This is a genomic window from Thiorhodovibrio litoralis (assembly GCF_033954455.1).
Taxonomy (GTDB): Bacteria; Pseudomonadota; Gammaproteobacteria; order Chromatiales; family Chromatiaceae; genus Thiorhodovibrio; species Thiorhodovibrio litoralis.
On record NZ_CP121473.1, the window covers coordinates 4,106,663 to 4,130,968 of the forward strand.

Sequence of the window (24,306 nt, forward strand, 5' to 3'; positions counted from 1 at the left end):
CCGGTCCCTGACAATGAACCCGTGAAATCAATGCAAGTTCACCGCCGTTTGCGCTCGCGTTTTTCATCGCCCGCGCAGAAACAGACGGTCGAGCTCTTGCTGGGAGAGCTTTACCCAGGTCGGGCGCCCGTGATTGCATTGATCTGCCCGCTCGGTTGCTTCCATGGATCGCAACAGAGCATTCATCTCCGGCAGAGTCAGCCGGCGATTGGCGCGCACCGAGCCATGACAGGCCATGGTCGCCAGCAAGGCATTGGCCTGCTGCTGCAAACGCGCGCTCTGGCCATGCTCGGCGAGATCGGACAGAACATCCCGCAGCAGCTGCTCGACATCCGCCCCTTGCAGCATGGCCGGAATCTCCCGCACCGCGATCTGTTCCTCGCCCAGGCGGCTGACCGTGAGGCCCAGCGCCTGCAAGTCGGCATCATGCGCTTCGAGCAGATCCACCTCGGCGCGACTCAGCCGCACGCTAACCGGCACCAGCAACGGCTGGCGACGCACCTGACGGTCCGCCTGCCAGGCGGTTTTCAGACGCTCGTAGCACACCCGCTCATGGGCGGCGTGCATGTCCACGATCACCAGGCCATCGCGTGCCTGCGCCAGCACATAGATTCCGTTGAGCTGCCCCAGCGCGAAGCCCAAGGGCGGCACCTCACCTGCGTCATCTTCACCTTTGCCGTTGGCGAGACTGCCGCTGCCGAACGCCGAATTTGGGGCATCAGCCCCGCCTCCTGCCAACTCTCCCTCCGGCCCGCCCGACGTGCCGACTCCAGCCAACGCCTGCTCCGCCGCGGACCAGGGCTGCTGCCAGGCGAAATTGGCGGCATAAGCACCGCTCGATTCCCGCAAGGGCAGCGACCGCTGTGCGCCACCGCTCGGACCGCCGGTCGTCGACATGGACGCAGCTTGCCCGTTAAGGGCCGTTGCTGCGTCAGATGCAGCATGGGGCGATGTCCCAGCAGGGTCACTGGGTGACGATGCCAAAGCCGCACCACTCGAGTGCTCTCCCGAGAAGCGCTGATCCCCTGCCCGATTCTCCCCCTGGCTCACTGCGGGCTGTGCGAGCCCGTCCGGTGTCGCACCTTCCGCCATGGAGCCGCCCACGAGGGTGCCCCCCGCGAGCCGGCGATGCAGGGCGCGAAAAATAAAATCATGCACCTGCCGCGCCTCACGAAAGCGCACCTCCTGCTTGGCGGGGTGGACATTGACATCAACCTGGCGCGGATCAAGCTCAAGAAAGAGCACATAAGCCGGATGACGACTGTGATGCAGCACATCCTGATAGGCCTGGCGCACCGCATGGGTCACCAGCTTGTCGCGAATCATCCGGCCATTGACATAGAAGAACTGCCGGTCCGCCTGCGAGCGACTGAAGGCCGGCTGCGCCACCCAGCCGAACAGGCGCAGCCCGATGGCCTGCTCATCCACCAGCAAAGAGGCGGAAACAAAGTCCCTACCCAGGGTTTGTTCGAGTCGCTGCTGGTGAGTGTCGCCGATGGCCCCTTGCGCAAAGCCCTTGCCAGAACCAGGGCCGGCATCATCTGCGTGCATCTTGGGGTGCGACACGGAATGGGAATCGCCCGACTCACCGTCACCCTGTTCGCGCGGCACACCGACATTGGCCCCATCCTTGGCGCGCAAATCCAATACCGAGCGCCCATTGTGCTCAAGCCGAAAGCCGACTTCCGCATGCGCCAGCGCTAAGCGCCGGATGAGCTGCTCGATATGGCCCAGTTCGGTCTTCTCGGTGCGCAGGAACTTGCGCCGCGCCGGGGTGTTGAAAAACAGATCCTGCACTTCGATACTGGTGCCAGGTGCGTGCGGCGCCGGTTCCACCGCGGGAATCTGGTCGCTGCCATCAGCAGTGATCGCGAATCCGTGCTCCGCATCCGACGGCCGCGAGACAATCCGCAGCCGCGCCACCGAGGCCATGCTGGGCAGCGCCTCACCGCGAAACCCCAGGGTCGCGACTGATTCCAGATCGGCCAGCGAGGCAATCTTGCTGGTGGCATGGCGCGATACCGCCAGCGGCAGTTCCTCCGCCGACATGCCACAGCCGTCATCGCGCACCAGGATGCGCTTGGCGCCGCCGCGCTCCAGCTTCACCTCAATCTGGCGCGCGCCGGAATCCAGACTGTTCTCCACCAGTTCCTTGACGATAGATGCCGGGCGCTCAATCGCCTCGCCGGCGGCGATCTGGTTAATCAACTGAGGTGGCAGCGGCCTGATCCGTGTCATCTAACGATGGAAACAGAAAGGCCGGCGTCTGACAACCGCGTCCAGCAAGTTCCCAGCAAACTTCGAGCAAACCCTTGAGTCTACTCCGAAAAGTCAAAAATCGCATATATTAGAGAATCCTTATGCGTATAACGCATTGGTTATGAGAGTAATTCATTGATAAGAAAACTCTAATATAGGCCCGGTATTGGCTTTTCGGAGGGGACTCACCCTTAAAGCATTGAGGTGCGAACTGGAGCCGCTTGAGCCCCCTGCGCCCGTCAACCAGCCCAAACCGAAAACGCATTTTTGATGGCTACAACAGCACCCGCGACTCAACCCTCTGGAATTTGCAGCACCTGACCGACGCGGATGTGATCGCCATTGAGCTGATTGAGCGAGCGCAGCGAGGGCAGGCTGACCTGGTAGTCGCGGGCGATGTCGAGCAGGGTATCTCCCGGCTCGATGATGTGGCGGACAACATTGGAACGACCACCGTTTTTCATCGCAAACAGCGTCTGCGGCGGCGGGTGCGAATTGAAGTAATGCTTGATCCCGCTGAGGATGGCTTCAGCAACTTTCTGCTGAAAGCCTGGGGTGCGTAAGCGCTTTTCTTCTTCGGGGTTGGAGATAAAGGCTGTTTCGACCAGCATGGACGGGATGTCTGGTGCCTTCAGCACCGCGAAGCCGGCGGACTGAATACGACTCTGGTGCATTTTCCCAAGGTGCCCAAGCTGCTCAAGCACCGGCTTTGCTGCTAGCAAACTGTGCTCCATCGTCATGTTCTGCGTCATGTTCATGAGCACGCCAGCGACTTCTTGGTTGCTCTTGCCGAGATCGATCCCGGCCAGCAGGTCCACTTCATTTTCCTTTTTAGCCAGCCATTTGGCCGCCTCGCTGGTAGCGCCGCGCTCGGACAGGGTAAAGACGGAGGAGCCGCGCACGCTGCGATCGCGAAACGCATCGGCGTGAATCGACACGAACAAATCTGCGCGATGCTTGCGGGCAATGCGAATGCGCTCGCCCAGAATCACGAAACGATCGCTATCACGAATCATGGCCGCGCGCATCCCAGGCTCCTTGTCCACCAGACGCGCAAGATTGCGCGCGATCGAGAGGGTCACATCCTTCTCACGCGTGCCGTGCGCACCGATGGCTCCGGGATCCTTGCCGCCGTGGCCGGCATCGATGGCGATGACGACATCGCGCGCCTTGAGCTTAACCGAACGCTGTTTGACCGACGGATGGTCGCTGAGATCGCGGGAAGCGGCTGCCAACGCATCCTGACGGGCCTCGAGTTCCGACTTGGGCGTGAGATCGACCACCAGGCGATAGCCATGGCGCCCGTCAGGCTGCAGGCAGAAGCTTTTAACCCGCACCTTGCGCTTGAGATCGAGCACAATTCTGAGGCTTTCTCCGGGACGCTCCCCGCTGCGAATGCGAGCCAGCAGAGGGTTGCTCGCGGTGGGCTGACGCAAGGAGCCGGCAAGACCGATTCCAGCTAGGTCGAGAACCAGCCGGTCGGGTGAGTCGAGCGTGAAGATATTGTGCTCAACCACAGGCCCGGAGGTATCCAGCACCAAGCGCGTCATCTCATCCTGACTTGACAGGCGCGCGCCCAGAAGCTCCACCCGAGGGCTGGCGCTTGAGCTCAGTGACAGAAGACTGATCAGCAGGACAGTAATGACAAGGCGATATTTCATGGTGCCCCCCGCGGGAAGCCTCGGACTCCAAAGTCGCAATCGTTTCGACGCCGGTGTCTAGAAGCATAGCAAGTGGCACTAAAATTGTCTAATTTTCCCGATATTTGCCAAGCTTTTCTCAAAGTTGCATAAAGTATGCGCCCAGTGAGGCACCGAAGCACTCAAGAGCCCGTTGCCGCCAGGCCGCGGACTGCAGCGGCGGCGACCTCCCGCCATGGCCCACGCCCGCTCAATGACAGCGCACGACCCGGCGACTGCATGACGATCTCAATGCGCAAGTCCGGCGATGGCAGCAGCCCGGCGCCGCGCTCGGGCCATTCGATCAGCAGCAGACCGCCCTCGCCCAGCAGTTCCTGCCAGCCGAGATAATCGAGCTCTTCGGGGTCGGCCAGGCGATAGAGATCGAGATGAAACACGCGCTTCAGTCCCAAGTCTGTCTCGATGTCGTAGGGCTCGATCAGGGTATAGGTGGGACTGCGCACCGCACCCTCGACACCCAGTGCGCGCAGCAGGCCGCGCACCAGGGTGGTCTTGCCAGCACCGAGCTGCCCGTGCAGGAATATGATCGCACCGCCTTCGGAGCCAATCGGGGCATCGCCTGCAACCTCTATCTCCGAACAGGAGCCCAGCCAGGGCGAGAGTGAATCCGCAAGCCGTTGTCCAGCGCGCAACATTTGCTGTTCATCAGGGATGTAAATCGCCGTCATTGCCCCCTCGCCTCCACGAAACGCCATTGCGCGCGCAGAGCTTGAATCAGGTCAGAGGCCAGCAGACCGCGTTCGCCGTCCCTTGCCGCCCAGTCGGCTGCGGCGGCATGCAGACAGACGCCGGCGGTGGCGGCTTGTTCAAGATCACGCTCATGGATCGGATGCTCGATCGAATTGGTGATCGGCTTCTGAGCCAGTACCTGCGCGAGCAAGCCGCCGATGATGCCGGTCAGGGCATCCCCCATGCCACCACTGGCCATACCGGGATTGCCCGCGCTGCACAGTGCCGGCGCTGACTGCCCTGGCCCGGAGACCAGCGTCCCCGCGCCTTTCAGCACCGCCACGCCACCGTAACGCTGCTGGAGCGCATTCACGGCGGCGAAGCGGTCTTGCGCGATATCCCCCGTCGTGCAACCCAGCAGGCGCGCGGCCTCGCCTGGATGCGGCGTCAGTATCCAATGCTCGCGCTGCAGCGGCCGCTCGGCGAGCAGGTTCAGCGCGTCCGCGTCCAGCACCAGCGCGCGCTGCGCGATGACCTCGTCTCGCATCAACTGCTCAAACAGTGCCCTGCCCCATTGATCGCGCCCAAGACCTGGCCCAAGTGCGACCACATTCACCCGCTCGAGCAGGGGCACGAGTTGATCGGGCGAGCGCACCGCGGCGACCATCAGTTCCGGGCGGGTCAGATTGAGCAGCGCGGCGTGCTCCGGGTGGGTGGCGACCGTCACCAGTCCAGCACCGGTGCGCAGCGCCGCCTCGCCGGCTAGGCGCGCAGCACCACTCATGCCCGGCGCGCCGCCGACGACCAGCACATGACCGCAACGGCCCTTGTGCGCAGTGCGCGGCCGAGGCGAAATCCGCGCGGCTTCCTTCGGCCAGTCCGTGCGCCGCGCCGCGGCGACTTGACTCGCATAGACGGCAGCGGGAACATCCAGCGCATCGAAAAGTATCCGACCCGTGCAATCCAGCGCATCGCCGGTGAACAGCCCCTGCTTCAGGCCGATGAAGCTCAAGGTAGCCGTTGCGCGAATTGCATCGCCCAAAATACAGCCAGTATCGGCGCACAGCCCGGAGGGAATATCCACCGCCAGCACCGGAGCACGGCTCGCGTTGACGCGTGCGATGGCCGCGGCCATGTCGCCTGTGACTACCCGGGCCAGGCCGGTGCCCAGCAGGGCATCGATGATCAGCTCGCTGTCCTCGGGCCACTCGGGCCAGGCCAGCACCGAGCCGCCTGCCTCGGCATAGGCGGCAGCGGCTGTTGCCGCCGCGCCGCTTAGGCGTGCATGATCACCGAGAGCAATCACGCGCGCACGACGGCCGGCCTGCAGCGCCAATCGCGCCACCACATAGCCGTCGCCACCATTGTTGCCGGGGCCGGCCAGCACGGCGATGCGCTCAGCTCGCGGCCAGTCGCGCTCGATCAGCTGCCACAGCGCAGTACCAGCGCGTTCCATCAGAGTTGCGCCAGGAATGCCGAAACGCTCGATGGCGCAGGCATCGAGCGCGCGCACCTGTTCGGCGCGGTAGAGGGCATAAGGGAGGCGATCCTTCTTCGGCATCAGGCGAGTCATTCTTTGCGTATTCCTCAGCGCTCGAATCTTGTCAATATGGGGAACAGACAGCTCAAAATATGGCCATCACACATTCGTTTCCGGTTTTGGGAATCAGTATGATGCCACTGCGAACGCATGCAAGGCCTGAACATTGAAACACGAGCAGACGGATTCTCGAGAACTGCGCAAACCCGATCCACCAACGCCATCACAGCGGGAAAGAGAGGCCCGATTGACCCCCGAAGCGCTCACTGAGCACATCAAAATCTGGGGCCGAGAGCTCGGCTTTCAGCAGCTCGGCATCGCCGGCTGCGATCTGAGCGGCGCGGAGTCCCACCTGCGCGACTGGCTCGCACGCGGTTGGCATGGGGAAATGGACTACATGGCCCGGCACGGCAGCAAACGCAGCCGCCCAGGCGAGCTACTACCGGGCACACTGCGGGTAATCTGCGCGCGTATGGATTATTTACCGGAAGCGCTGGAGGACATCCATACATCCTGTGATCACCCCATCCAGGCCTTCATCTCCCGCTATGCGCTCGGGCGCGATTATCACAAGGTCCTGCGCGCGCGGCTGAAACAGCTCGCCCTTCGCATCGAGGCTGAAATCGGCACCTTCCAGTGGCGCCCGCTGGTCGACTCAGCCCCCGTCATGGAAAAACCACTCGCGCAAGCGGCCGGCCTGGGCTGGATCGGCAAGCACACTAACCTGATCCATCCGCGCGCCGGCTCCTGGTTCTTTTTGGGCGAGCTCTATGTCAACCTGGCCCTACCGGTCGACGAGCCCCTGCCCAGCCACTGCGGGCGCTGCAGCGCGTGCATGGATGTCTGCCCCACCGGCGCTATCGTCAACCCCTACCAACTGGACGCACGCCTGTGCATCTCTTATCTGACCATCGAGCTGGCCGGCGCCATCCCGCAGCCGCTGCGCCCGCTGATCGGTAACCGAATTTATGGCTGCGACGACTGCCAGCTGGTCTGCCCGTGGAACCGTTTTGCCCGACTGACCACCGAGGCCGACTTCCGCCCGCGCGAGGGACTCGACCGCGCCAGCTTGATCACTCTGTTCGCTTGGGATGAAACTGAATTCTTGCAGCGCACCCAAGGCAGCGCAATGAGGCGCATCGGTCACCAGCGCTGGCTGCGCAATATCGCCGTCGCACTCGGCAACGCCGAACCCGACGCAACCGTGGTCCAGGCGCTTCATGCCCGCTGCGACCATCCCAGCGCGCTGGTCCGCGAGCATGTCACCTGGGCGCTGGAACGCCAGCAGCAGCGGCGCCGGTCGACGACGGCAGCACCGAATATCCACAAAAACCAGTGAAGGAGTCCCGCCCATGACCGATCTGCTCAGCCTCTCGCGCGCCGCCCGTCTTGCCGGCGTCAGTCGCGGCACCCTGCAGGCGCAGATCCGCCGCGGCCAGATCGACACCTTCGAGGGGCAGGTGCGGGTGTCGGATCTGCTGCGCATCTACCCCAGCGTCAGCCTGGAGCACAGCGGCATGCTCGAGGAAGTCGAGCAGATCAAAGCAAATGCGATCCCGCGCGAAACCGATCAGGACCACCACTTACCTAGCCCGGAGGTGCTGCTCTCGCGCCTGCGCGCGCTCAGCGACGCCCTGTCCGAACAGCTAGGCCGCGCCAATGGGCTCCAGCGTCTGGTCGCCGACCTGCGCGAGCAACTGACGCAAGCCATCCCCGAGCGCGACACCCGCGAGCGCCTGCTCGGCTGGCTGGATGCGCAATGCGCCGCGCTGGCCGAGGCACCGGAGACCGAAGCCCGCCGCCGGCTGTTCGCCAAAGACAACTTCCTGCGCCTCATGGCGGCGAGCGTCAAGGTCATCCCGAGCGGGCATGAGTTCTTCGTCGAGGGCTCCGAGCCCATCCTGGATGCCGCAGTGCGCGCCGGGCTGCGCATCAACTACGGCTGCACCAATGGCAATTGCGGCTCCTGCAAGGCGCGAATCATCTCTGGCGAAGTCTGGAAGTTGCGCGAGCACGACTATGTGCTCAGCGCCCGCGAGCAACAGATGGGCTACATCCTCGCCTGCTGCCATACGGCGGTGACCGACCTGGTCGTAGAAGCCGCCGAGGCGCATTCCACCGCCGACCTGCCGCACCAGGAGATTCGCGCCCAGATCCGCAAGATCGCGCGCCAGACCGATGATTTAATGCAAATCCAGGTGCAGACACCCCGCACCCAGACCTTGCGTTTCATGGCCGGCCAGTCAGTTCAGTTGCGACTCGACGACGGCTCCGAGACCACCCTGCCGATCGCCAGCTGCCCCTGCAACGGCCGCAATCTCTACTTCTATGTGCGTCGAAGCCCCGATGCCTTCAGCGAAGCCATTTTTCACCAGGGACTCAACCGCGCGCCCGTGCTGGTCAGCGGCCCTTATGGGGAATTCGTCCTGCAAGAGAGCAACCCAACCCCAGCGGTTTTCATTGCCTTCGACGACAGCATCGCGCCGATCAAAAGCCTGCTCGAGCACGCGATTTCCATCGACACCGCAGCCAGTTTTCATCTGTATTGGTCGACCACGGGAACTGACGGCTTTTACCTCGAAGGCTGGTGCCGCGCGCTCAAGGACGCATTGGATAACTTTTCCTTCACCCCGCTGATCGACGCCAATGCCGAGGATCTGCTCGCGCTGATCCGGGCCGACTTGCCTGAACCCGGCAACGCCAGCTATTACCTGGCCGGAAGCTCGGCGCAACTCGCAACCATGGAGCACGCCCTGCAAACCCTCGGACTGACGGATGGCCAGATCGCCACTCTGGAGCCAATCAGCCAGCCCCTCACCGGTGTCCAGTGATACCAGAATAAGAGACAACAGAAACCTCTCCTTCTTCACGCACTGCGTTTGGCAAGTCGTGGCCGCGCAGTCGTGTTCCAGTTGGGAAATGGTGCTGCTATTCGGATCAGCCCGGGCTCGGTTTTCACATACCACAGCAGACTTCTGCGTCTGGCTTAGGGTGCTTTTTGTTCGGTAAAGCGCTCATTCAGCGGCTGGGGCCGTCCGAGCAGATAGCCTTGTCCGTAGTCGATGCCGATCTTGCGCAGCGCGGCGAGCTGCTCTTCGTTCTCGACGAACTCGGCGATGGTGCTCTGCTTGCGCAGCCGGGCGATCTGGTGGATGTAACTGACGGTTTCGTAGTCGACCGGGTCGCTCAGCATATCGCGGATGAAGCTGCCGTCGATCTTGATGCGATCAAAGGGCAGAGATTTCAGATATTCAAAGGATGACAGCCCGGTGCCGAAGTCATCGAGCGCGACCTGCACTCCGAGGGTGCGGCAGCGGGCGATAAAATCCGACGCCTGCGGGAGGTTGCCGACCGCCGAGGTCTCGGTGACTTCTACCACCAGTTTGTGCCAGGGAAAATCCCGTCGCGCTAGGGTGTCGCCGAACCAGGCCTGGAAGTCCGGATGCGTCAATGTGCTGCCGGAGAGGTTAATGCTCGCGAACCCAAGCTCGGCAAGATGTGCTGGGTTTTCCTCCATGGCGGCGAAAAAGGCAGCAAAGACGTGCTGGTCGATGGCGCTCATTAGCTGATAGCGCTCTGCCGCCGGCAAGAAGAGACCGGGGGACAAGAGTTCGCCGTCGCCAGTGCGCAGGCGCAGCAAGATTTCGTAGTTGTTTATCGATGATGCGCTGTCATCGGCGAGTGGAATGATCGGCTGTGCGAACAGTTCGAAGCGGGCCGGCCCTTGCCTTAGAGCTTCCTTGATGGCGCTAGCGGCGAGTCGTTCGGCGCTCTCGCGCTGCTGGCGTTCGGCATCCGCGCGATGGCAATGCAGCTGCTGGTGTCCGCGCAGTTGTGCTTGTTTCAGCGCCGAGTTGGCGGCGGCGATCAGATCGTCGCGGTTGTATTCAAAGGGTCGGAAAGCGACCAGCCCCGCGCTTGCCGTGACATCGAAAGCCGATTGCTCCCAGCGGAAGCGCAGCTCGCCGATGCGCTCGAGCAGCATCCGGGTTTGCGCGCGCGCCTGCTCCTCGTCACAGTCTGGAAGCAGCGCGAAGAATTCATCCCCACCGATGCGCGCCAAATCTGCGGGCGCCGGCCAGTGATCGCGGCATAGCTGTGCAACTTGCCGCAGCAGGTGATCGCCGGCCAGCTGGCCAGCGCTGTCGTTGACCAGTTTGAAAAGATCGAGATCCAGCTCTACCAGAACCTGCGTGGGGCTGGGGCCGTCGTTCTCGCTCTCGCTCCCATAGCGGTCACCGTCAAGCGCCCGCTCGAGAGCGACATAAAGGCCGTGACGGTTGAGGAGTCCGGTCAGGGTGTCATGATGGCTGAGATAACGCAGCTCCTCGGTCGCGCGCACAATCTGATCGATCATGGCGTTATATCCGGCATAGAGTTCGCCGACTTCATTGCGGGCCCGGGTTTGCACCAAGGTGAAGCGGTTGGCGCGCGGGTCGTTGGCGCGCATGACCCGCGCCAGCGCGCTGAAAGGTCGGGTGTAGAGGCCGCCGATCCCGAAGGCGAGCGCCAGGCCGATCAGGAGCGCGAGCGAGTAAAGCACCAGCAGTGACAGGACGCGCTCTTTGAGACCTGTGTGATAACGACCGAGATCGAGCGCATAGCAGCCGGTGCCGAACGTGCCGGCGCCGGCCTGGAGCGGCTCGCACAGCGACAGATGGGTGGCGCTGAGCTCAGGAGTCGGCAAGGCGGCTGGCTTTGCGGGCAGGGCGAAGGTCGCGCCTGGGCGCTGGTAGCGATAGACGGGCTGCGCTTCGGTGCCGAAGAGCACCAGGGCATCGAGAGCCGCAAAGCCGGCGAGGCGAAAGGACAGCTCGGCTTGGCGGTCGATTGATGGCTCGATCACCACGCGGATCAGATCTTGGCTCAACGCGCGGTGCAGTGTGGACGCCTGTTCGAGTGCCATCTCACGACGGTCGCGGACATCGAGCCAGAAGGTCAGCAACAGTACGAGCAGTGCGACCAGCGTAAGCAGTGCGCCGACCAGCACGATAAGCTGGGTGCGAATGCGCAGCTTTTCCCACATATCGGGTTCCTCAGACCGGGTTTTCGTTGATGACCGTTATGCGGTCAAGGCCCGACGATTGGCAGACCGGAATCGTTGCCCCATTCCAGCCAGGAGGCGTCATAGTTGGCGACCTGATAGCCGAGTTCGCGCAGTGCGAGATAGTTGACGGCGGAGACCCGCCCGATGTCGCAATAGAGCACCAGATTGCGCTCCTTGGGCACCTCGGCATAGATTTGCGCGAGTTCATCGAGGTTGCGCAATGCCGAACCGTCGGGTGCCTGCGCGAGATTCCCATGAACAGGTATGTTGATGGCCGAGGGTATATGACCGAAGCGCTTGGCCTTAGAAACCTTGCCGAGATAGGCATCCGGGGAGCGCGCGTCGATTAACTGCTGTTGCGGATCGGTCATCGCCAATTGGGTGGTGAAGCGGGTGGCAATGCGCCTGGGGTCGACCTCGGCAACATAGTCGCTGCGCGCGGGCTTTGGGGTATCCGTTGCGACAGGAAAATCGCGCGCCTGCCAACCGGCAAAACCCTTGTCGAGCAGACGGACATGTTTTAGCCCATAGACCTCGAGAGTCCAGAAAACCCGCGCGCTGCTCAGCAGGCTGCCGTCGTCATAAACGACAAGGGTCGCGTCCGGACGCACGCCGAGTTCGCGCAGCAATTCCTGCATCACCGGCGGCTCGACGATGCGTCCGTCGCGGCCGCGGTCGCGGTAGGTTGCGAGCTCCGGCAGATTCACCGCGCCGGGCAGATGGCCGGCGGCATAATCCGCAGGCGCGCGGGCATCGACCAGAACCATATCCGGCTGTTGCAGATGATCGTTCAGCCACTCGGGGGTGACGCGCAGGGTTTCGGCCGCAGCAGGCAGGGCCCAAAGCAACAGAACTGACAACGCAAGGGCGAGACCGCCGCGAATGCTGTGGTGAAAAAGCCTGTTCATTTTCATGCCGTATCCCTCTGAATAGATTGGCCCATGGTGAGATTGGCCCAGTGAGGCTGCTAGCCCGTTGAGATGACAGGTCGCAGACTCTGCTCGGGAAGAGCAAGGAACCAAATATACAGGAAGGGTGATGGCTTGTTTCCGGCCAATTCGATTCATGCTGAGCCACTTAGGCACCGCCTCCAGTCGTTGTTGTTCATGAAACCAATCAAGATCCTGCTCTGGACCGCCGTGCTGGTTGGTCTTCTCTTGATCGCTGTTGCCGCGCTCCTGCCCGGCTTTCTGGAGAACCATCGGGCGGCGCTGGCTACGGCTGCCAGCGAAGCGCTGGATCGGCCCGTGAGCATCGCGGGTCCCGTGGCTTTGGTCTGGTGGCCGGGGCCCTCCATCGCGCTGGATGGACTGCGCATCGAGAACCCGAGCTGGGCAATGGGGGAAGCCTTCCTGACTGCGCGCCGGGTCAAGGTTCAGATTGATCTCGCCGCGCTGTTGCATCGGCGCATTGAGTTCGCGCGGGTCGTCGTGGAACAGGCGGAACTGCATCTGGAGACCGGATCGCAGGACCGGAATAACTGGAGCTTCGGCACACTCGGCGCGGGCGGTTCAAACGCCTTCGACTTTCGTCTCGATGCCCTTGAGATCCGCGATTCGGCCGTCTCCTTCCAGCCTGCTGAGGCGCCGCCGCGGTCCGTTGCGATCAGTCGGTTCGATCTCCAGGGCTTGGGAAGCCCAAAGTTGAGTCTGACCGCCGCCGTCACCGCGGACGACATCGAGATGGAAATCACCGCGGAGTCCGACGCGGGGGAGCACCCGAGTCGGGACCGCTGGCCGTTCAAACTCCAGGTGGCGACCAAGGACGCGACCTTGCAGGCGGAGGGCAGCTTGCTATGGGAGCGCACCGAGCCGCGGCCGCGGATCACGGGCGATCTGCGCCTGACGAACATCGACCTGACCCGTCTTGCGGGCGATGGCGATGCATCGCCTGCACCTGCACCTGCACCTGCACCTGCACCTGCACCTGCAACTGCATCGGCTTCGGCACAGGCGCGGTCCGCGCCGGATCAAGGCAGGTCTGGGCAAGGTGCGCCCCCGGGATGGCTTGACCAGCCATTTTCGCTCGCGTTTCTCCAGACCTTCGATGCCGATCTGTTGCTCAAGTTCGAGCAGATTGCAGCCGGGCAGGTCGTGGCGACAGACCTGCAGGGCCATATCCTGCTCGACGACGGCCGCCTGAGACTCGAAGACCTCGCGGTCTCGCTGACCGGTGCTGCGTTGACCGGTGAAGCAACTGCCGCTCTGGCAGACGACCCGCCGACGATCGATCTCTCGCTGGCAGCGGAGCAGGTGCAGTTGCCGCAGGCGCTCTCGTTTCTCTCCGCGCCGCCGAAGATCGAGGGCAGGCTGCAAGCCGTCGCGCTCAAGGCCGAGGCGCAAGGTCATACGCCCGCCGCGCTGATCGCATCACTCGACGCCGAGATCACGGCCGCCGTGGCGAGACTGAGACAGCCCGGCGGGCCGACGGATCAGGCCGTGCTGGGTGGGATCAAGCTCTCCAGCGCGCCCGGCGCGCCGGTGCGCTTGCGGGCCGACGTTGCGATCGGCCACCAAGCATTCAGTGCGGACATCGTCGGTGGTCCGCTGGCCGATCTGCTCCGGGGTGAGGGGGCTTGGCCGAGCATCGAGTTCGTCGTGGCCGGCGAGTTCCAAGGAGATGCAGCGCAGCTTCGCGGGAAAGTCGGTCCGCTGAGCGCGCTGCTCGGCGATCGCAGCCTGGCCGTGCAGGACCTGAAGGCCAGCGTCGGCGACAGCGATCTCACTGGGGATCTGTGGATCGACTTCGACGCCAGGCCACGCATACGAGCAACGCTCGCGTCGCGCTCCCTTGACCTGACGTCATCTCAGTCCGCACGCGCCCGCACCGCCAACAGCGCCCGGTCGTGGATGCAGACGCCGCTGCCGTTCGCGGCCCTGCGGCAGCTCGATGCCGACCTGACCCTGCAGGCCGACCTGATCAAGACCGATCAGGTCCAATTAAAAGACCTTGCGGCGCATGCTCTGCTCGACAACGGCCGCTTGCAACTGGAATGCCTGCGTCTCGCGTTGCCGGGAACGACCATCACCGGAGAGGCGGCCGTCGATGCCAGCGCAACCGTGAAAGTGCCAAGGATGACGCTGTCGCTGGCTGCCGAGCGCATCGACCTGCCCCAAGCGCTTTCGTTCCTACCCAAGCCGCCGGCGATCGACGGATCGGTCGCCGCGATCGCGCTCAGTGCAAAGGCGCGCGGAGCAACTCCCGCGCTGCTCATCGAGACCCTGGCCAGCGAAGTGACCGCCGACGGGGCAAGGCTGCGGCTGGCAGCCCGAAAAGGCGGCCCGCAAGACGGCCCCCAAAGCAATCAGTTCACCGAGATCAGCATTGACCAACCGCGGCTCGCCATCGACGCTGGCCAGCCCGTCAGGTTGCGGACCAACCTAACAGTCGAAGGGCAAAGACTCAGTATCGACCTCACCGGTGGCGGGCTTGCCGACTTGCTGACCCAGGCGCAGCCTTGGCCGAAGATCAAGATCAGCGTCAGCCGCGAGTTGTACGACAAAGCGCTCGAGATCCGTGGCCATGTCGGCCCCCTCGGCGCGTTGCTCGCGGCGCGCGACCTCAACATCGACCTGAGCTTGCAGCAGCCTGAAGTCACGGCCAGCGTGCAGGGCATGCTTCCCTCGCTCGATACCTTTGAAGGCAGCACGGTCAACCTCCAGGCCGCCGGGCCGAACCTCTCGGCGCTGGGACTGTTGGCGGGATTGGAACTGCCGGGCGATCAGCCGTTCGACGTCCGGGCGCATCTCGCGGTTGGCACCCAACGCCTGGACGTTCAGTCGCTGGCCGCCACAGTCGGCGACAGCGACCTGCGCGGGGATGTTCGGCTCCGTTTCGGGGACAAGCTACAGGTCGCGGCGACGCTTGCCGCGAGCGCTCTCGACCTCACCCCTTATCTGGCGCGCGGCAATGCCGGTCCAGCGCGGGGCAATCTAAGCCTATCCGATCAGTTGCCGTTGGGGTTGCTGCACACCCTCGACGGCACGCTCGACCTCAGAGCGGACCATCTGCGTAGCGGGGACTTTGGTGTTGACGACGCCAGCCTGAACGCGATCCTGGACGACGGCTACCTGCATCTGTCGACCAAGGCCCTGCAGGAGCGCCTGAACTTGACCCTGGCGCTCCGACCGATAGCGGACCAATGGCAGCTCGATCTCAGTCACAGCGGCAAGCTCGATTTGGCGTGGCTCATTGCGGACTAGCGAATGCGCGCACTGTCGAGACTGCCGATTTCCATCGAGCTGCGTCTGCGCGGTCTTGGTGACTCTCTCGAGGCGTTGCTCGGGTCCGCGAACGGGCGAGTCGAACTTGCGATAGGCGCCGGGCGGTTCAACAAGAAAGCCGCCAAGCTGCCCCTCGGCGCAATCATCGTGACACTGCTGGATGCAGTGAATCCGCTGAGTCAGCAGGGTAAGTTCCAAGAGCTGCAGTGTGCGGTATTGCAGTTCGACATTGCAGATGGCATTGCAACCAGCACCCGGGGGCTCGGGCTGCGAACCGCCGCGCTCAACGTGCTCGGCAGCGGGGCGCTCAACCTGCGCACCGAGCAGATCAGACTCCGCTTCAAGACCGCAAAACGCAAGGGCTTCGGATTCAACCTATTGGGGATCGCGGACAAGTTCATTTATATCAACGGAACGGTTCGCAAGCCGCACGTCGCCGTCGATCCCGGTCAATTGTTGATCGACGGCGGCGCTGCCTGGGCCACAGGCGGCCTAAGCATCCTGTTTGACCAGATCTTGACGCGGCTCACGGCAACCAACGACCCGTGCGAAACCGTCCTGCGGCGAGGGGAGAGGGGAAGCCGATAAACCTATCCATCACGGACACAGCTCGGGCGGCGGAACTGATTATGTCCTTGACGAGGACCTCGGCAAAGGTCTTTGGCTGGGTCGTGGTGCCGATGAGCGCCCTGGGGTTGACCCATCTGGTTGTCATCGCTAGGCTGATCTTTCGGCGGTGCGGAACACTCTGGACCCCGTGGGTTTTCTCCCCGTTCTAAGTTAGCCCTCCCACCGTTCTCGACTCGCGCCGAAGTTCATGTTCACGATGCCTTTATGAAATATCGACTGAATCCAATTTGGCTATTGCTCGCGGCGCTTTGCATCCTGTCATTTCCTTCCACCCTTTTCGCCTTCGATGCCGGAATGCCCAACCCGCCGGCTTCTCCCACCCAGGTTCAGGTCGGCATGTTTGTGGCCGACATCATCGACATGGACGAGGTCAACGAAACCTTTGAGGTCGAATTGATTCTGGTCGGAACCTGGCTGGACCCCCGCTTGGCATTCGACCCTGCTGAGGAAGGGACAAGCAAAAAGATCTTCCAGGGAATCTTCCAGTTCAACGAAGTCTACAGCGCTTGGTGGCCGCAGTTCCTCATTATCAATGAGATCGGCTCCGGCGATATGAATGCGGTCAAGATCGAAGTCTATCCGGATGGCAAGGTGCGCTACCTGGAGGAGCGCAACGTCACACTTGAAACACCGATGGATCTGCGAAAATTTCCTTTTGACGTGCAAACCCTCAAGGCGTTCTTCATCCCTTTCGGTGATAACAAGCAACAGGTTGAATTACAGGTCGATCAGCGCGTACTCGGAGCCACAGAGGAATACTCGGAAAAGGAACATCACGTCCAGATCGCGGAATGGCGCCTGCAAAATGTCGATATCAAGTCCAGCACGACCGACTATCGTTATTTCGGTGACAAGGAAGAGGTTTCCCAGGTCGAGCTGGCCATTACCATGAAACGGAATTCAGCCAATATTATCTGGAAGGTCATCTTTCCGCTGATCATACTCGTCGCCATGATGTGGACCGTTTTCTGGCTCGATATCGACAGCCTCACCGATCGCCTCAATATCTCCTTCATCGGCATCCTCACCATCGTCGCTTACCAGTTTCTCATCGACGGCACCATGCCGCGCATCTCCTATTTCACCTTCACCGACGCTCTGCTGCTCTATTCGTTCGTCATCATGGCGGCGACCATTCTTCAGAGCCTGCTGGTGTTTGACTTGGCCAAACGCGGAAAGACGGCGGCGGCCCATCGCGTCGATACCATCTCACGCTGGGCCTTTCCTGTCGTTTATAGCTTGACCCTCATTTGGAGCTATTACTACTACATTCATTGAACCGCATTGACCTGCATTGAATTGGCAGCTCGGTAATCATCCGACCAAGCTCAATTATGCAACTGCCGGCGCTGGCCTTCCACCTGTTGCCCTTTGAGGGATTGCAAGAATGGACCCCGAACTGGACCCTGGCCTATCTGATCTGGTGGCTTGTCTGGGGGACGTTCGCGCGCTTCATGCCGGCTGCCGAGGTGCTTGCCTGCGCGACCAGCGGCAATGCCGAGCTGCTCGCGCTTTCCGGACAGCGCAGCCCCTATCCGGGTCCCCTCGGCGTCGTCGCGGCGGGAGCGCAGGCTGATCTACTGGTCCTCGATGCTGATCCACTCACCGACATCGAGATCATTGGCGACCCCACGCGGATGAAGCCATACCATTACCCATATCTCCCCGCCCCAGCGTCGTCCGGGGCTGGACACAGCTCCCGAGTTCTGCTGAGATGCCCTTTCATCTTCAGCAAGGGGACGGGAGACCATGGACCAAGCGATTCCAAGCCGTTTATGTGGGCGCCCTTTCAACGAGACCGACTTAGCGCGCATTCGCCAGGAGATCGCGCTGGCGCAGCCGCCGCTGCGCGCGGAGATCGCTCGGCGGGTGTGCCGCGCGCTGGAGTGGACCGATATCCAAGGCCGCCCCAAGCTCATGAGTGCCCGGGTGGGACTGCTGCGGTTGCATCGTGCCGGGCTCATTGTGCTGCCGCCACCGACCTGCGGCAATGGCAATGGGCGGCGCTTCGTCCCGCGCCCCGAGTCCCGGCCCGAACCGATCCCAGTGTCCGTCCCGCTGCGCGCGCTCAGCGGCTTGCGCCTGGCGCGCGTTGATGATCGAAGGGCCTCGCAATTATGGAACGGCCTGATCGAGCGCTACCACTACCTCGGCTACAGTCCCCTGCCTGGTGCGCAGCTGCGCTACCTGATCCAGTGGGATGGCGGTCTGCTCGGCGCCATCGGCTTTGGCGCGGCGGCCTGGAAAGTCGCTGCCCGCGACCGCTGGATTGGCTGGACGCCCGCGCAGCGCCAAGCACACCTGGGACGGGTGCTCAACAACGCCCGCTTCCTCATCCTGCCCTGGGTGCAGGTCAAACACCTCGCCTCCAAGGTGCTGTCCTTGGCCGCGCGGCAAGTCAGTGTCGACTTTCCCGCCCGCTATGGCGAGCGTCTGGTGCTGCTGGAGACCTTTGTCGAGACCCCACGCTTTGCCGGGACCTGTTACCGTGCCGCCAACTGGCACGACTTGGGCGAAACCACCGGGCGCGGCAAGTGCGACCGCACCCATCGGGCCGCGCTGCCGCGCAAGGCGATCTATGTCTACCCGCTGGCGGCGGACTTCCGCGCCGCCCTGGGGGTGGTGGCATGATCGCGCTGGCCTCTGAACTGCAGGACATCTCTCTGGGCGACAAGCGCCTGAATCATCGCGCCCAACAGGTGCTTGAAACCCTCGGCGCCAAGCCGACACAAAGTATTCCCGGGGCTTGCAACGGTTGGTATGAGACCCGGGCCGCCTATCGCTTTTTCGATCATCCCACGGTCACCGCCGAGCAGATCCTCGCACCCCATTTTGCTTGTACCGAAGAACGTCTGCGCGAGCATCCGCGGGTGCTGTGTATCCAAGATACCAGCGAGCTGGACTATACAACCAAAAAAGGCATTGTCGGTCTTGGGCCACTGAACTTTGAGAGCCGCTATGGGATGTACATCCATCCCACCTTGGCGGTCACGCCCGAGCGCCTCGCGCTGGGGCTGCTGGATTTGCACACTTTTGTGCGCGAGCCCGGTAGCCTGGGCCAGGACAAAGACTCGCGCCGCCCACTGGAGGAGAAAGAAAGCGTGCGCTGGGTCGATGGCTACGCGCGCGTCAATGCGCTGGCCGAGGAACTGAGCGACACGCGCTTGACCTATGTTGCCGATCGCGAGGGCGACATCTACGACCTGTTTGTTGAAGCGCCCATCCCCGAGAACAGCGCCGATTGGCTGGTACGGGTGCAGCATCGCGACCGCTGCTTGGCCGATGGCAGAAAGCTCAATGAGGCCCTGGACGCCGCTGCGGTGCTCACCGAGATCACCTTCGAGCGTCCCGCCACCAAGGGGGCCAAAGCACGCCAGGTCAAGCAGGAGATCAAGGTGGTGCGCGTGACCCTGAAGGCACCCTGGCGCCCGGATCGCACCTTGCCCGATGTCACGGTCACGGCCTTGCTCGCCACCGAGGTCAATCCACCCGCCGGCGAGGAGCCACTCAACTGGCTGTTGCTGACCAATCTGGCGGTGCAGAGCGCCGAGGAGGCCATCGAGACGCTCTCCTGGTATCTTTGCAGGTGGCAAGTGGAGATTTTTTTCCGGATCTTAAAAAGTGGCTGCCGCATCGAGGAGCTGCAGCTCGAGACGCGCGAGCGCCTGGAGCCGGCGCTCGCTTTGTACATGATCATCGCGTGGCGGGTGCTGTACCTGACCATGCTCGGGCGCGAGTGCCCGGAGTTGCCTTGCGATGCGGTCTTTGCCGAGGAGGAATGGAAGGCGGTCTATCTGGTCACCCAGAAACAAGCGCCACCCGAGCAGCCGCCCTCGCTCGATACCATGGTGCGCATGGTCGCCTCCCTGGGCGGCTTTCTCAACCGCAAATCCGATGGGTTCCCGGGACCGAAGACGCTCTGGATTGGGTTGCAGCGCATCCCCGATTTTGTCATGGCGCTGGAGGCTTACCGCAGCGTCAGGGATAGTTATGGGTAATGGTATGGGATGAAGCTCATCATGAAAGCCGGCGAAATCATCAAAGACGATGCGTAAACTGCGCCGCTTCGACACGGCTGAGGCGCGCTCGTTTCAGCATGTCTTTCGCCATGCGGAAGAAGGGATCGAGCTGCATTGGAACGCGCGCAACCATCGCAAAGGGCGTTCGCACCCGCTGAAGACGGCCGATGGGGCCTATGCTGCGCGGGTCAGGTATCGCTTGTTTGCCCTTCAGTGGAGATCACTGTCCTGGTGGGTCGCAGCAGTCTTTACCTTCGGCAGCCTTGTCTGGCTGATCAACGGTCTAGGGAGCGTTCTGCCGCTTTCCGATGCGCCTGTGATCAAGGCCGAGGTGCCCATTTGGACAGCGGTGCTCGGTGGTGGGATCTTTCTCATCGGCGCCTATCTTTCCTGGCTGGAGGTGCTGAACGCGCCGCGTTATGTGTTACTGTTCCGCGATGATGAGGCCGGGCATAGCCGCGCCCTGCACGCCGACAATCATCATCTTCGCTGGTTCGGGCTGCGACCGGCCAACTGGGGCTATTGGCTGAATCTGGCGCAGTTGCTTGGCGCGACCATCTTCTTCGTGCCCTGCGTGGTCGGCGCCCTGTTGGCGAAGCACCCTGCCATCAATGCCTTTGCCTGGTTCTGGCTGCCGCAGATGATTGGTGCCAGCTGGTTCATGATTGCAGCCTGGATGGCGATGCGTGAGGTGCAGCCAACCGCGCTAAGACCCGCCTGGAACTCGCTCGGCTGGTGGAGTGGCCTGTTCAATCTGCTGGGCGCCATCGGCTTTTTTCTCTGCGCCTGGTTCGGCTTCAAGTCCGATTTCGAGAACCCGATGCTCAGCAATGGTTCGACCTTTCTTGGCTCATGCTGCTTCCTGATCGCCAGTTATCTGATGCTGATCGAGATCATTAACCCCGAGGGTCCGGAAGGCCGACATCAGCCCCGATCCGCGCCAGGTGAGCCCTCTGGCGGATAGTCGAGCGTGTTGGTGATGCGCTTGCGGTAGGCTTCGTCCAGGTCCGGAAACGGCAACTCATGGGCCGCGGCCCACTCGCGCACGCGCTGCTCCGCCTCCGCGCCTGCGGTTGTGTCGAGCCCCCCGTCGCGGGCCATATAAAGGGTCTGCGCGGGCAGCGCAAAGCCTGTTCCGGCCTCCTTCACGAGCTTCATCAGCCGCAGCATGATGTCTTCTTGGACCGCGAGGAACTCCGCGTACACGCTGGTATCGACATAGGCGCGCAGATCAAGCGTCAGGGCGTTGTCGCAAAAGCCGAGAAAGCGCACCCGGATCGAGTCGGCGTCGGTGTAGGCGATCTTGGGATGACTGTGGAGTAGCTCGCGCAGCCTGGCAAGCAGGTAGCGTAATTGGTCGTCGCTGGTCTCGTAGCGCAGTGCAAAACGTTGCTGCAACAAGAACCTCTCGCAAGCACTGAGATTGACGATATTGCGCTCGGCCAGGTCAGCATTGGGGATGGTAATCACAGTTCGGTCGAACTGCCGGATCTTGGTCGAGCGCAGGCCGATGACCTCGATAGTGCCGACCGGATTCCAGCCCTGGCCGTGGCGCTCGTCGAAGCGGCAGAGGTCACCCACGCGGATCGGCCGGTCCGCAAACAGATTCAGCGCGCCGATGAAGTTTTCCAGCGTCGGGCGGGCTGCGAGCGCAATGGCCAAACCGCCGACCCCAGCGCCTGCCACCAGGCCGTAGACGGGGATGCCGAGGTCCTGCGCCGCAGTGAATAGCAGAACTAGGATAACCAATAGGGAAATGACCCGCGCGACCCACCGGACCAGGCTCGCATCCAGACTCCCGACGCTGATGAGCGGCGAGTCGACCAGCGCATCGGGGATCCACCGCGCTAGCAGCATCACCGTCCACACCAAGGCCAGGCCGCTGGCAAACTCGGCGAGGTAATCCGGCCAGGCGATCATGATGCCGGTGATCTGCACCTGATCATTGAGGAAGCCGCGCATCAGGTGCATGACGACCAGCACGGTCAGCGGCGTGATCAGGCGTCGCAGCAGGCTTCTGAGACTGGCATCCCAGGGCCGGCGGAGAACCCAACGCAGCACTGTCACGATGACGACCAAGGTCAGCGCCAGACTCGCCAGCAGCATGAACCATTTCCACACCACTTGCCCGGCGATGGGACGCTGCGCCCACTCCGGAAGTTGTTCCATCCAGCGCGGCGGCAACATCCAACCGGAGAACCCGAGCGCGGTTGCCGTCAGGTCGTCGACGTCATTGAGGCGCGATGGGCGCACATAGGGCAGCTCGCGCGCCTGCTCGGCATAGGTGCGAGCCGATTCGATCGTCTCCGGACTAAACAGGAACTCCCCGGCACGCCCCTCTTTTTCGACGCGCTGAATGACGATGCCCGTGCCCGGCAGGCGCCATCGCGCCGGTTGCTCCGGCGGGGTAACAGTGTTCGTGTCAGCCGCGACATCCGGGATCGCCTTAGCAGGCGGTAGCTCGACCCGCGCGATCACCTCCCAGAGCCAGATGATGGTCGCGGTGGCAATCTCATGCTGAGCCGCCGGTGGGACTCTGCTGAGGTCCATCAGATTCATGCCTTGATCCACCGCCAGCAGGAACGCCCGTTGGCTTCCTGCGCTCGGGGCCGCGCGATACTCGGCATAGCGCTTAGCGATCTCGTCGGTGAGTTCGAGAAAGCTGGTGAAGGTGGCCCGCGGCGAGGAGGTGTCGGGCGGACCCAGCATGCTGGCCGAAGCCCCCAAAGCACAGATCAGCAACAGCCATGCGGCAAGCCCCGCGCATACTGGCCTGGGTAGAATGATCACTTCAGGCTTCATTCTTCGCATCCTAGTCGTCAGGTTTTCGCTCAATCCTGCAATTTCCGTTGTCTCGGGTTCGAGGGTAGTCTCGGATTCGAGGGTGATGCCGGCCTTTTCGGCCGACGCATTTTCGTTCGGCACCGCATCCGCGTACAATATCCACCCTGCTGATTAAGAATGCAAAGCGTCGCCTCAGGCTCTCCGCCTCGCATCCGGCCTTGCCCCCCAAATGAGGCGAACAGCTGCTGCGCCAGCTGCGTTGAGGCATCGGTCAGATCTCGAGCGCGGAATCGGTGACACCACCGACATCGACACAGAAAGGAGATCTAAATGTGCACATCGCTCGTCTATCGTGACGCAGCCGGAAAGGCCTATTTCGGGCGGACGCTTGAGCTCACGGTCGATCTGCCCTATCAGATCGCCTGGTTCCCCGCAGGCCACGAGATGCATTCGCAGATCGCCGATCATCCGCCCCTGAGCGTCACCACCCGCTACGGTGTGCTGGCTATCACCATGCCGGCGCGCATCCCAACCAAGGAAGCTCCCATCGGCCCGGCCGATCTCAAGGTCTTGGAGGGGCTGAACGATCAAGGCCTGACCTTCAGTCTGCTGTCCTATCCGCTGGCAGCCGGGCCCGAGGCGCCGGTTCCGAGCGAGACGGCGGTGCTTTCTGCTTCGGATCTTGGGCTCTGGGCATTGGGCCAGTTCGGCTCCGTTGCTGAAGTGAAAGCCGCGCTCGCTACGCAACCGGTGATGCTGGAGGCTCTCGCCATGTTGGGTGGCGTGGTGTCGCCCTTCCATTATGTGGTCAACGACGCCACTGGCGCCTCCTTCGTCATCGAGTTCCACAAGGGCGAGATGTCGGTCTACGACAATCCCGTGCGGGTGATGACCAACGCGCCTCGCTTCGACTGGCATTTGACGAATCTCGACAACTACACCTTCCTCAGCAACCTTGATCGACCGACCGCGAGCTTTGGCGACTACCAGGCAGTTCAGCCGGATTCGGGGGTCGCGACCTCGGGCTTGCCGGCCTCCAACACCTCGGTCGGGCGCTTCGTGCGCGCTGCGTTCTACGCGCAATACGCGGAGAAAGCCGACACGCCAGATAAGGCCGTGACGACGCTCGCTCATGTGATGAACAATTTTGACCGCCCGCGAGGGGTGACGATCGATCTTCCCGAGGCCGGGAGCAGTCATCTCGAGGTGCAGGGGCTCGACGCGCCGGGCGCTGGTGCCGCCACCGAGTTCACCTGCTGGACGAGCCTCTCCGACCTGGACCGCAAGCTTTTCTTTCTGCGGTCTTACGACACCTGCAACTACACGCGCTTCGATCTCACGGCGCTCGCTGGATCAGACAAGCCGCTGGTGTCGTCGTTTAAGCGGTTTGGTGGCGATGCGGCAGATGGGACAGCGACCTTGAAGATGGGGTAAA

Annotated in this window: 16 protein-coding genes; 9 read left to right on the forward strand and 7 right to left on the reverse strand. The window is 62.6% G+C overall.

Going from position 1 to position 24,306, the window contains the following annotated elements; genetic code table 11:
* Window positions 1-63: 63 nt before the first annotated feature.
* The 4 genes from mutL to Thiosp_RS18675 all read right to left on the reverse strand — a co-directional run bounded on the left by mutL (window position 64) and on the right by Thiosp_RS18675 (window position 6,201).
* Entirely contained in the window at window positions 64-2,238 is a 2,175-nt protein-coding gene (mutL, locus tag Thiosp_RS18660) for a DNA mismatch repair endonuclease MutL (protein ID WP_201067488.1), read from the reverse strand.
* A 314-nt stretch (window positions 2,239-2,552) separates the two neighbouring features.
* The gene (locus Thiosp_RS18665) at window positions 2,553-3,920 is read right to left on the reverse strand and encodes an N-acetylmuramoyl-L-alanine amidase (RefSeq protein WP_201067486.1); all 1,368 of its coding nucleotides are present in this window, start codon (window positions 3,918-3,920) and stop codon (window positions 2,553-2,555) included.
* A 161-nt stretch (window positions 3,921-4,081) separates the two neighbouring features.
* Entirely contained in the window at window positions 4,082-4,594 is a 513-nt protein-coding gene (tsaE, locus tag Thiosp_RS18670) for a tRNA (adenosine(37)-N6)-threonylcarbamoyltransferase complex ATPase subunit type 1 TsaE (RefSeq protein ID WP_407702796.1), read from the reverse strand.
* Window positions 4,595-4,623: 29 nt separating this feature from the next.
* Window positions 4,624-6,201 (reverse strand): NAD(P)H-hydrate dehydratase, encoded by a 1,578-nt coding sequence (locus Thiosp_RS18675; protein ID WP_201067481.1) that lies wholly within the window; start codon window positions 6,199-6,201, stop codon window positions 4,624-4,626.
* Window positions 6,202-6,415: 214 nt separating this feature from the next.
* Here Thiosp_RS18675 and queG point away from each other — a divergent pair, with 214 nt between their 5' ends.
* The gene (queG, locus tag Thiosp_RS18680; protein ID WP_201067480.1) at window positions 6,416-7,507 is read left to right on the forward strand and encodes a tRNA epoxyqueuosine(34) reductase QueG; all 1,092 of its coding nucleotides are present in this window, start codon (window positions 6,416-6,418) and stop codon (window positions 7,505-7,507) included.
* Window positions 7,508-7,520: 13 nt separating this feature from the next.
* On the forward strand, window positions 7,521-8,999 hold the full coding sequence (locus tag Thiosp_RS18685) for a 2Fe-2S iron-sulfur cluster-binding protein (RefSeq protein WP_201067479.1): 1,479 nt from the start codon (window positions 7,521-7,523) through the stop codon (window positions 8,997-8,999).
* 155 nt (window positions 9,000-9,154) lie between these two features.
* Here the strand turns inward: Thiosp_RS18685 and Thiosp_RS18690 are convergent, their stop codons facing one another.
* A complete protein-coding gene (locus tag Thiosp_RS18690) occupies window positions 9,155-11,194 on the reverse strand; it encodes a putative bifunctional diguanylate cyclase/phosphodiesterase (protein ID WP_201067477.1) in 2,040 nt (679 codons plus the stop codon).
* A 44-nt stretch (window positions 11,195-11,238) separates the two neighbouring features.
* A complete protein-coding gene (locus tag Thiosp_RS18695) occupies window positions 11,239-12,123 on the reverse strand; it encodes a sulfurtransferase (RefSeq protein ID WP_242518659.1) in 885 nt (294 codons plus the stop codon).
* A 198-nt stretch (window positions 12,124-12,321) separates the two neighbouring features.
* Here Thiosp_RS18695 and Thiosp_RS18700 point away from each other — a divergent pair, with 198 nt between their 5' ends.
* The 6 genes from Thiosp_RS18700 to Thiosp_RS18725 all read left to right on the forward strand — a co-directional run bounded on the left by Thiosp_RS18700 (window position 12,322) and on the right by Thiosp_RS18725 (window position 21,051).
* Complete coding sequence (locus tag Thiosp_RS18700; RefSeq protein WP_323696601.1) at window positions 12,322-15,417, forward strand: AsmA family protein; 3,096 nt, start codon at window positions 12,322-12,324, stop codon at window positions 15,415-15,417.
* Between the two features lie 3 nt (window positions 15,418-15,420).
* Window positions 15,421-16,026, forward strand: a complete 606-nt coding sequence (locus tag Thiosp_RS18705; RefSeq protein ID WP_201067471.1) for an AsmA-like C-terminal region-containing protein — start codon at window positions 15,421-15,423, stop codon at window positions 16,024-16,026.
* Between the two features lie 246 nt (window positions 16,027-16,272).
* Window positions 16,273-17,346 carry a ligand-gated ion channel gene (locus Thiosp_RS18710; RefSeq protein ID WP_201067469.1) on the forward strand — a complete coding sequence of 358 codons (1,074 nt, stop codon included), beginning with the start codon at window positions 16,273-16,275 and terminating at the stop codon, window positions 17,344-17,346.
* A gap of 471 nt (window positions 17,347-17,817) precedes the next feature.
* Window positions 17,818-18,699, forward strand: a complete 882-nt coding sequence (locus tag Thiosp_RS18715) for a DUF4338 domain-containing protein (RefSeq protein WP_323696489.1) — start codon at window positions 17,818-17,820, stop codon at window positions 18,697-18,699.
* Window positions 18,696-20,066 carry an IS4 family transposase gene (locus Thiosp_RS18720; RefSeq protein ID WP_323696602.1) on the forward strand — a complete coding sequence of 457 codons (1,371 nt, stop codon included), beginning with the start codon at window positions 18,696-18,698 and terminating at the stop codon, window positions 20,064-20,066. The genes Thiosp_RS18715 and Thiosp_RS18720 overlap by 4 nt, the downstream gene beginning before the upstream one ends.
* A gap of 49 nt (window positions 20,067-20,115) precedes the next feature.
* Window positions 20,116-21,051, forward strand: a complete 936-nt coding sequence (locus tag Thiosp_RS18725) for a hypothetical protein (protein WP_201066688.1) — start codon at window positions 20,116-20,118, stop codon at window positions 21,049-21,051.
* On the opposite strand, the gene Thiosp_RS18730 is transcribed toward Thiosp_RS18725, so the two are convergent.
* Window positions 21,012-22,889: a mechanosensitive ion channel family protein gene (locus Thiosp_RS18730; RefSeq protein ID WP_201066690.1), complete on the reverse strand. Its 1,878-nt coding sequence runs from the start codon at window positions 22,887-22,889 to the stop codon at window positions 21,012-21,014. The genes Thiosp_RS18725 and Thiosp_RS18730 overlap by 40 nt on opposite strands.
* A gap of 312 nt (window positions 22,890-23,201) precedes the next feature.
* On the opposite strand from Thiosp_RS18730, the gene Thiosp_RS18735 reads away from it, so the two are divergent.
* The gene (locus Thiosp_RS18735) at window positions 23,202-24,305 is read left to right on the forward strand and encodes a linear amide C-N hydrolase (protein WP_201066692.1); all 1,104 of its coding nucleotides are present in this window, start codon (window positions 23,202-23,204) and stop codon (window positions 24,303-24,305) included.
* The last annotated feature ends 1 nt before the right edge of the window (window position 24,306 follow it).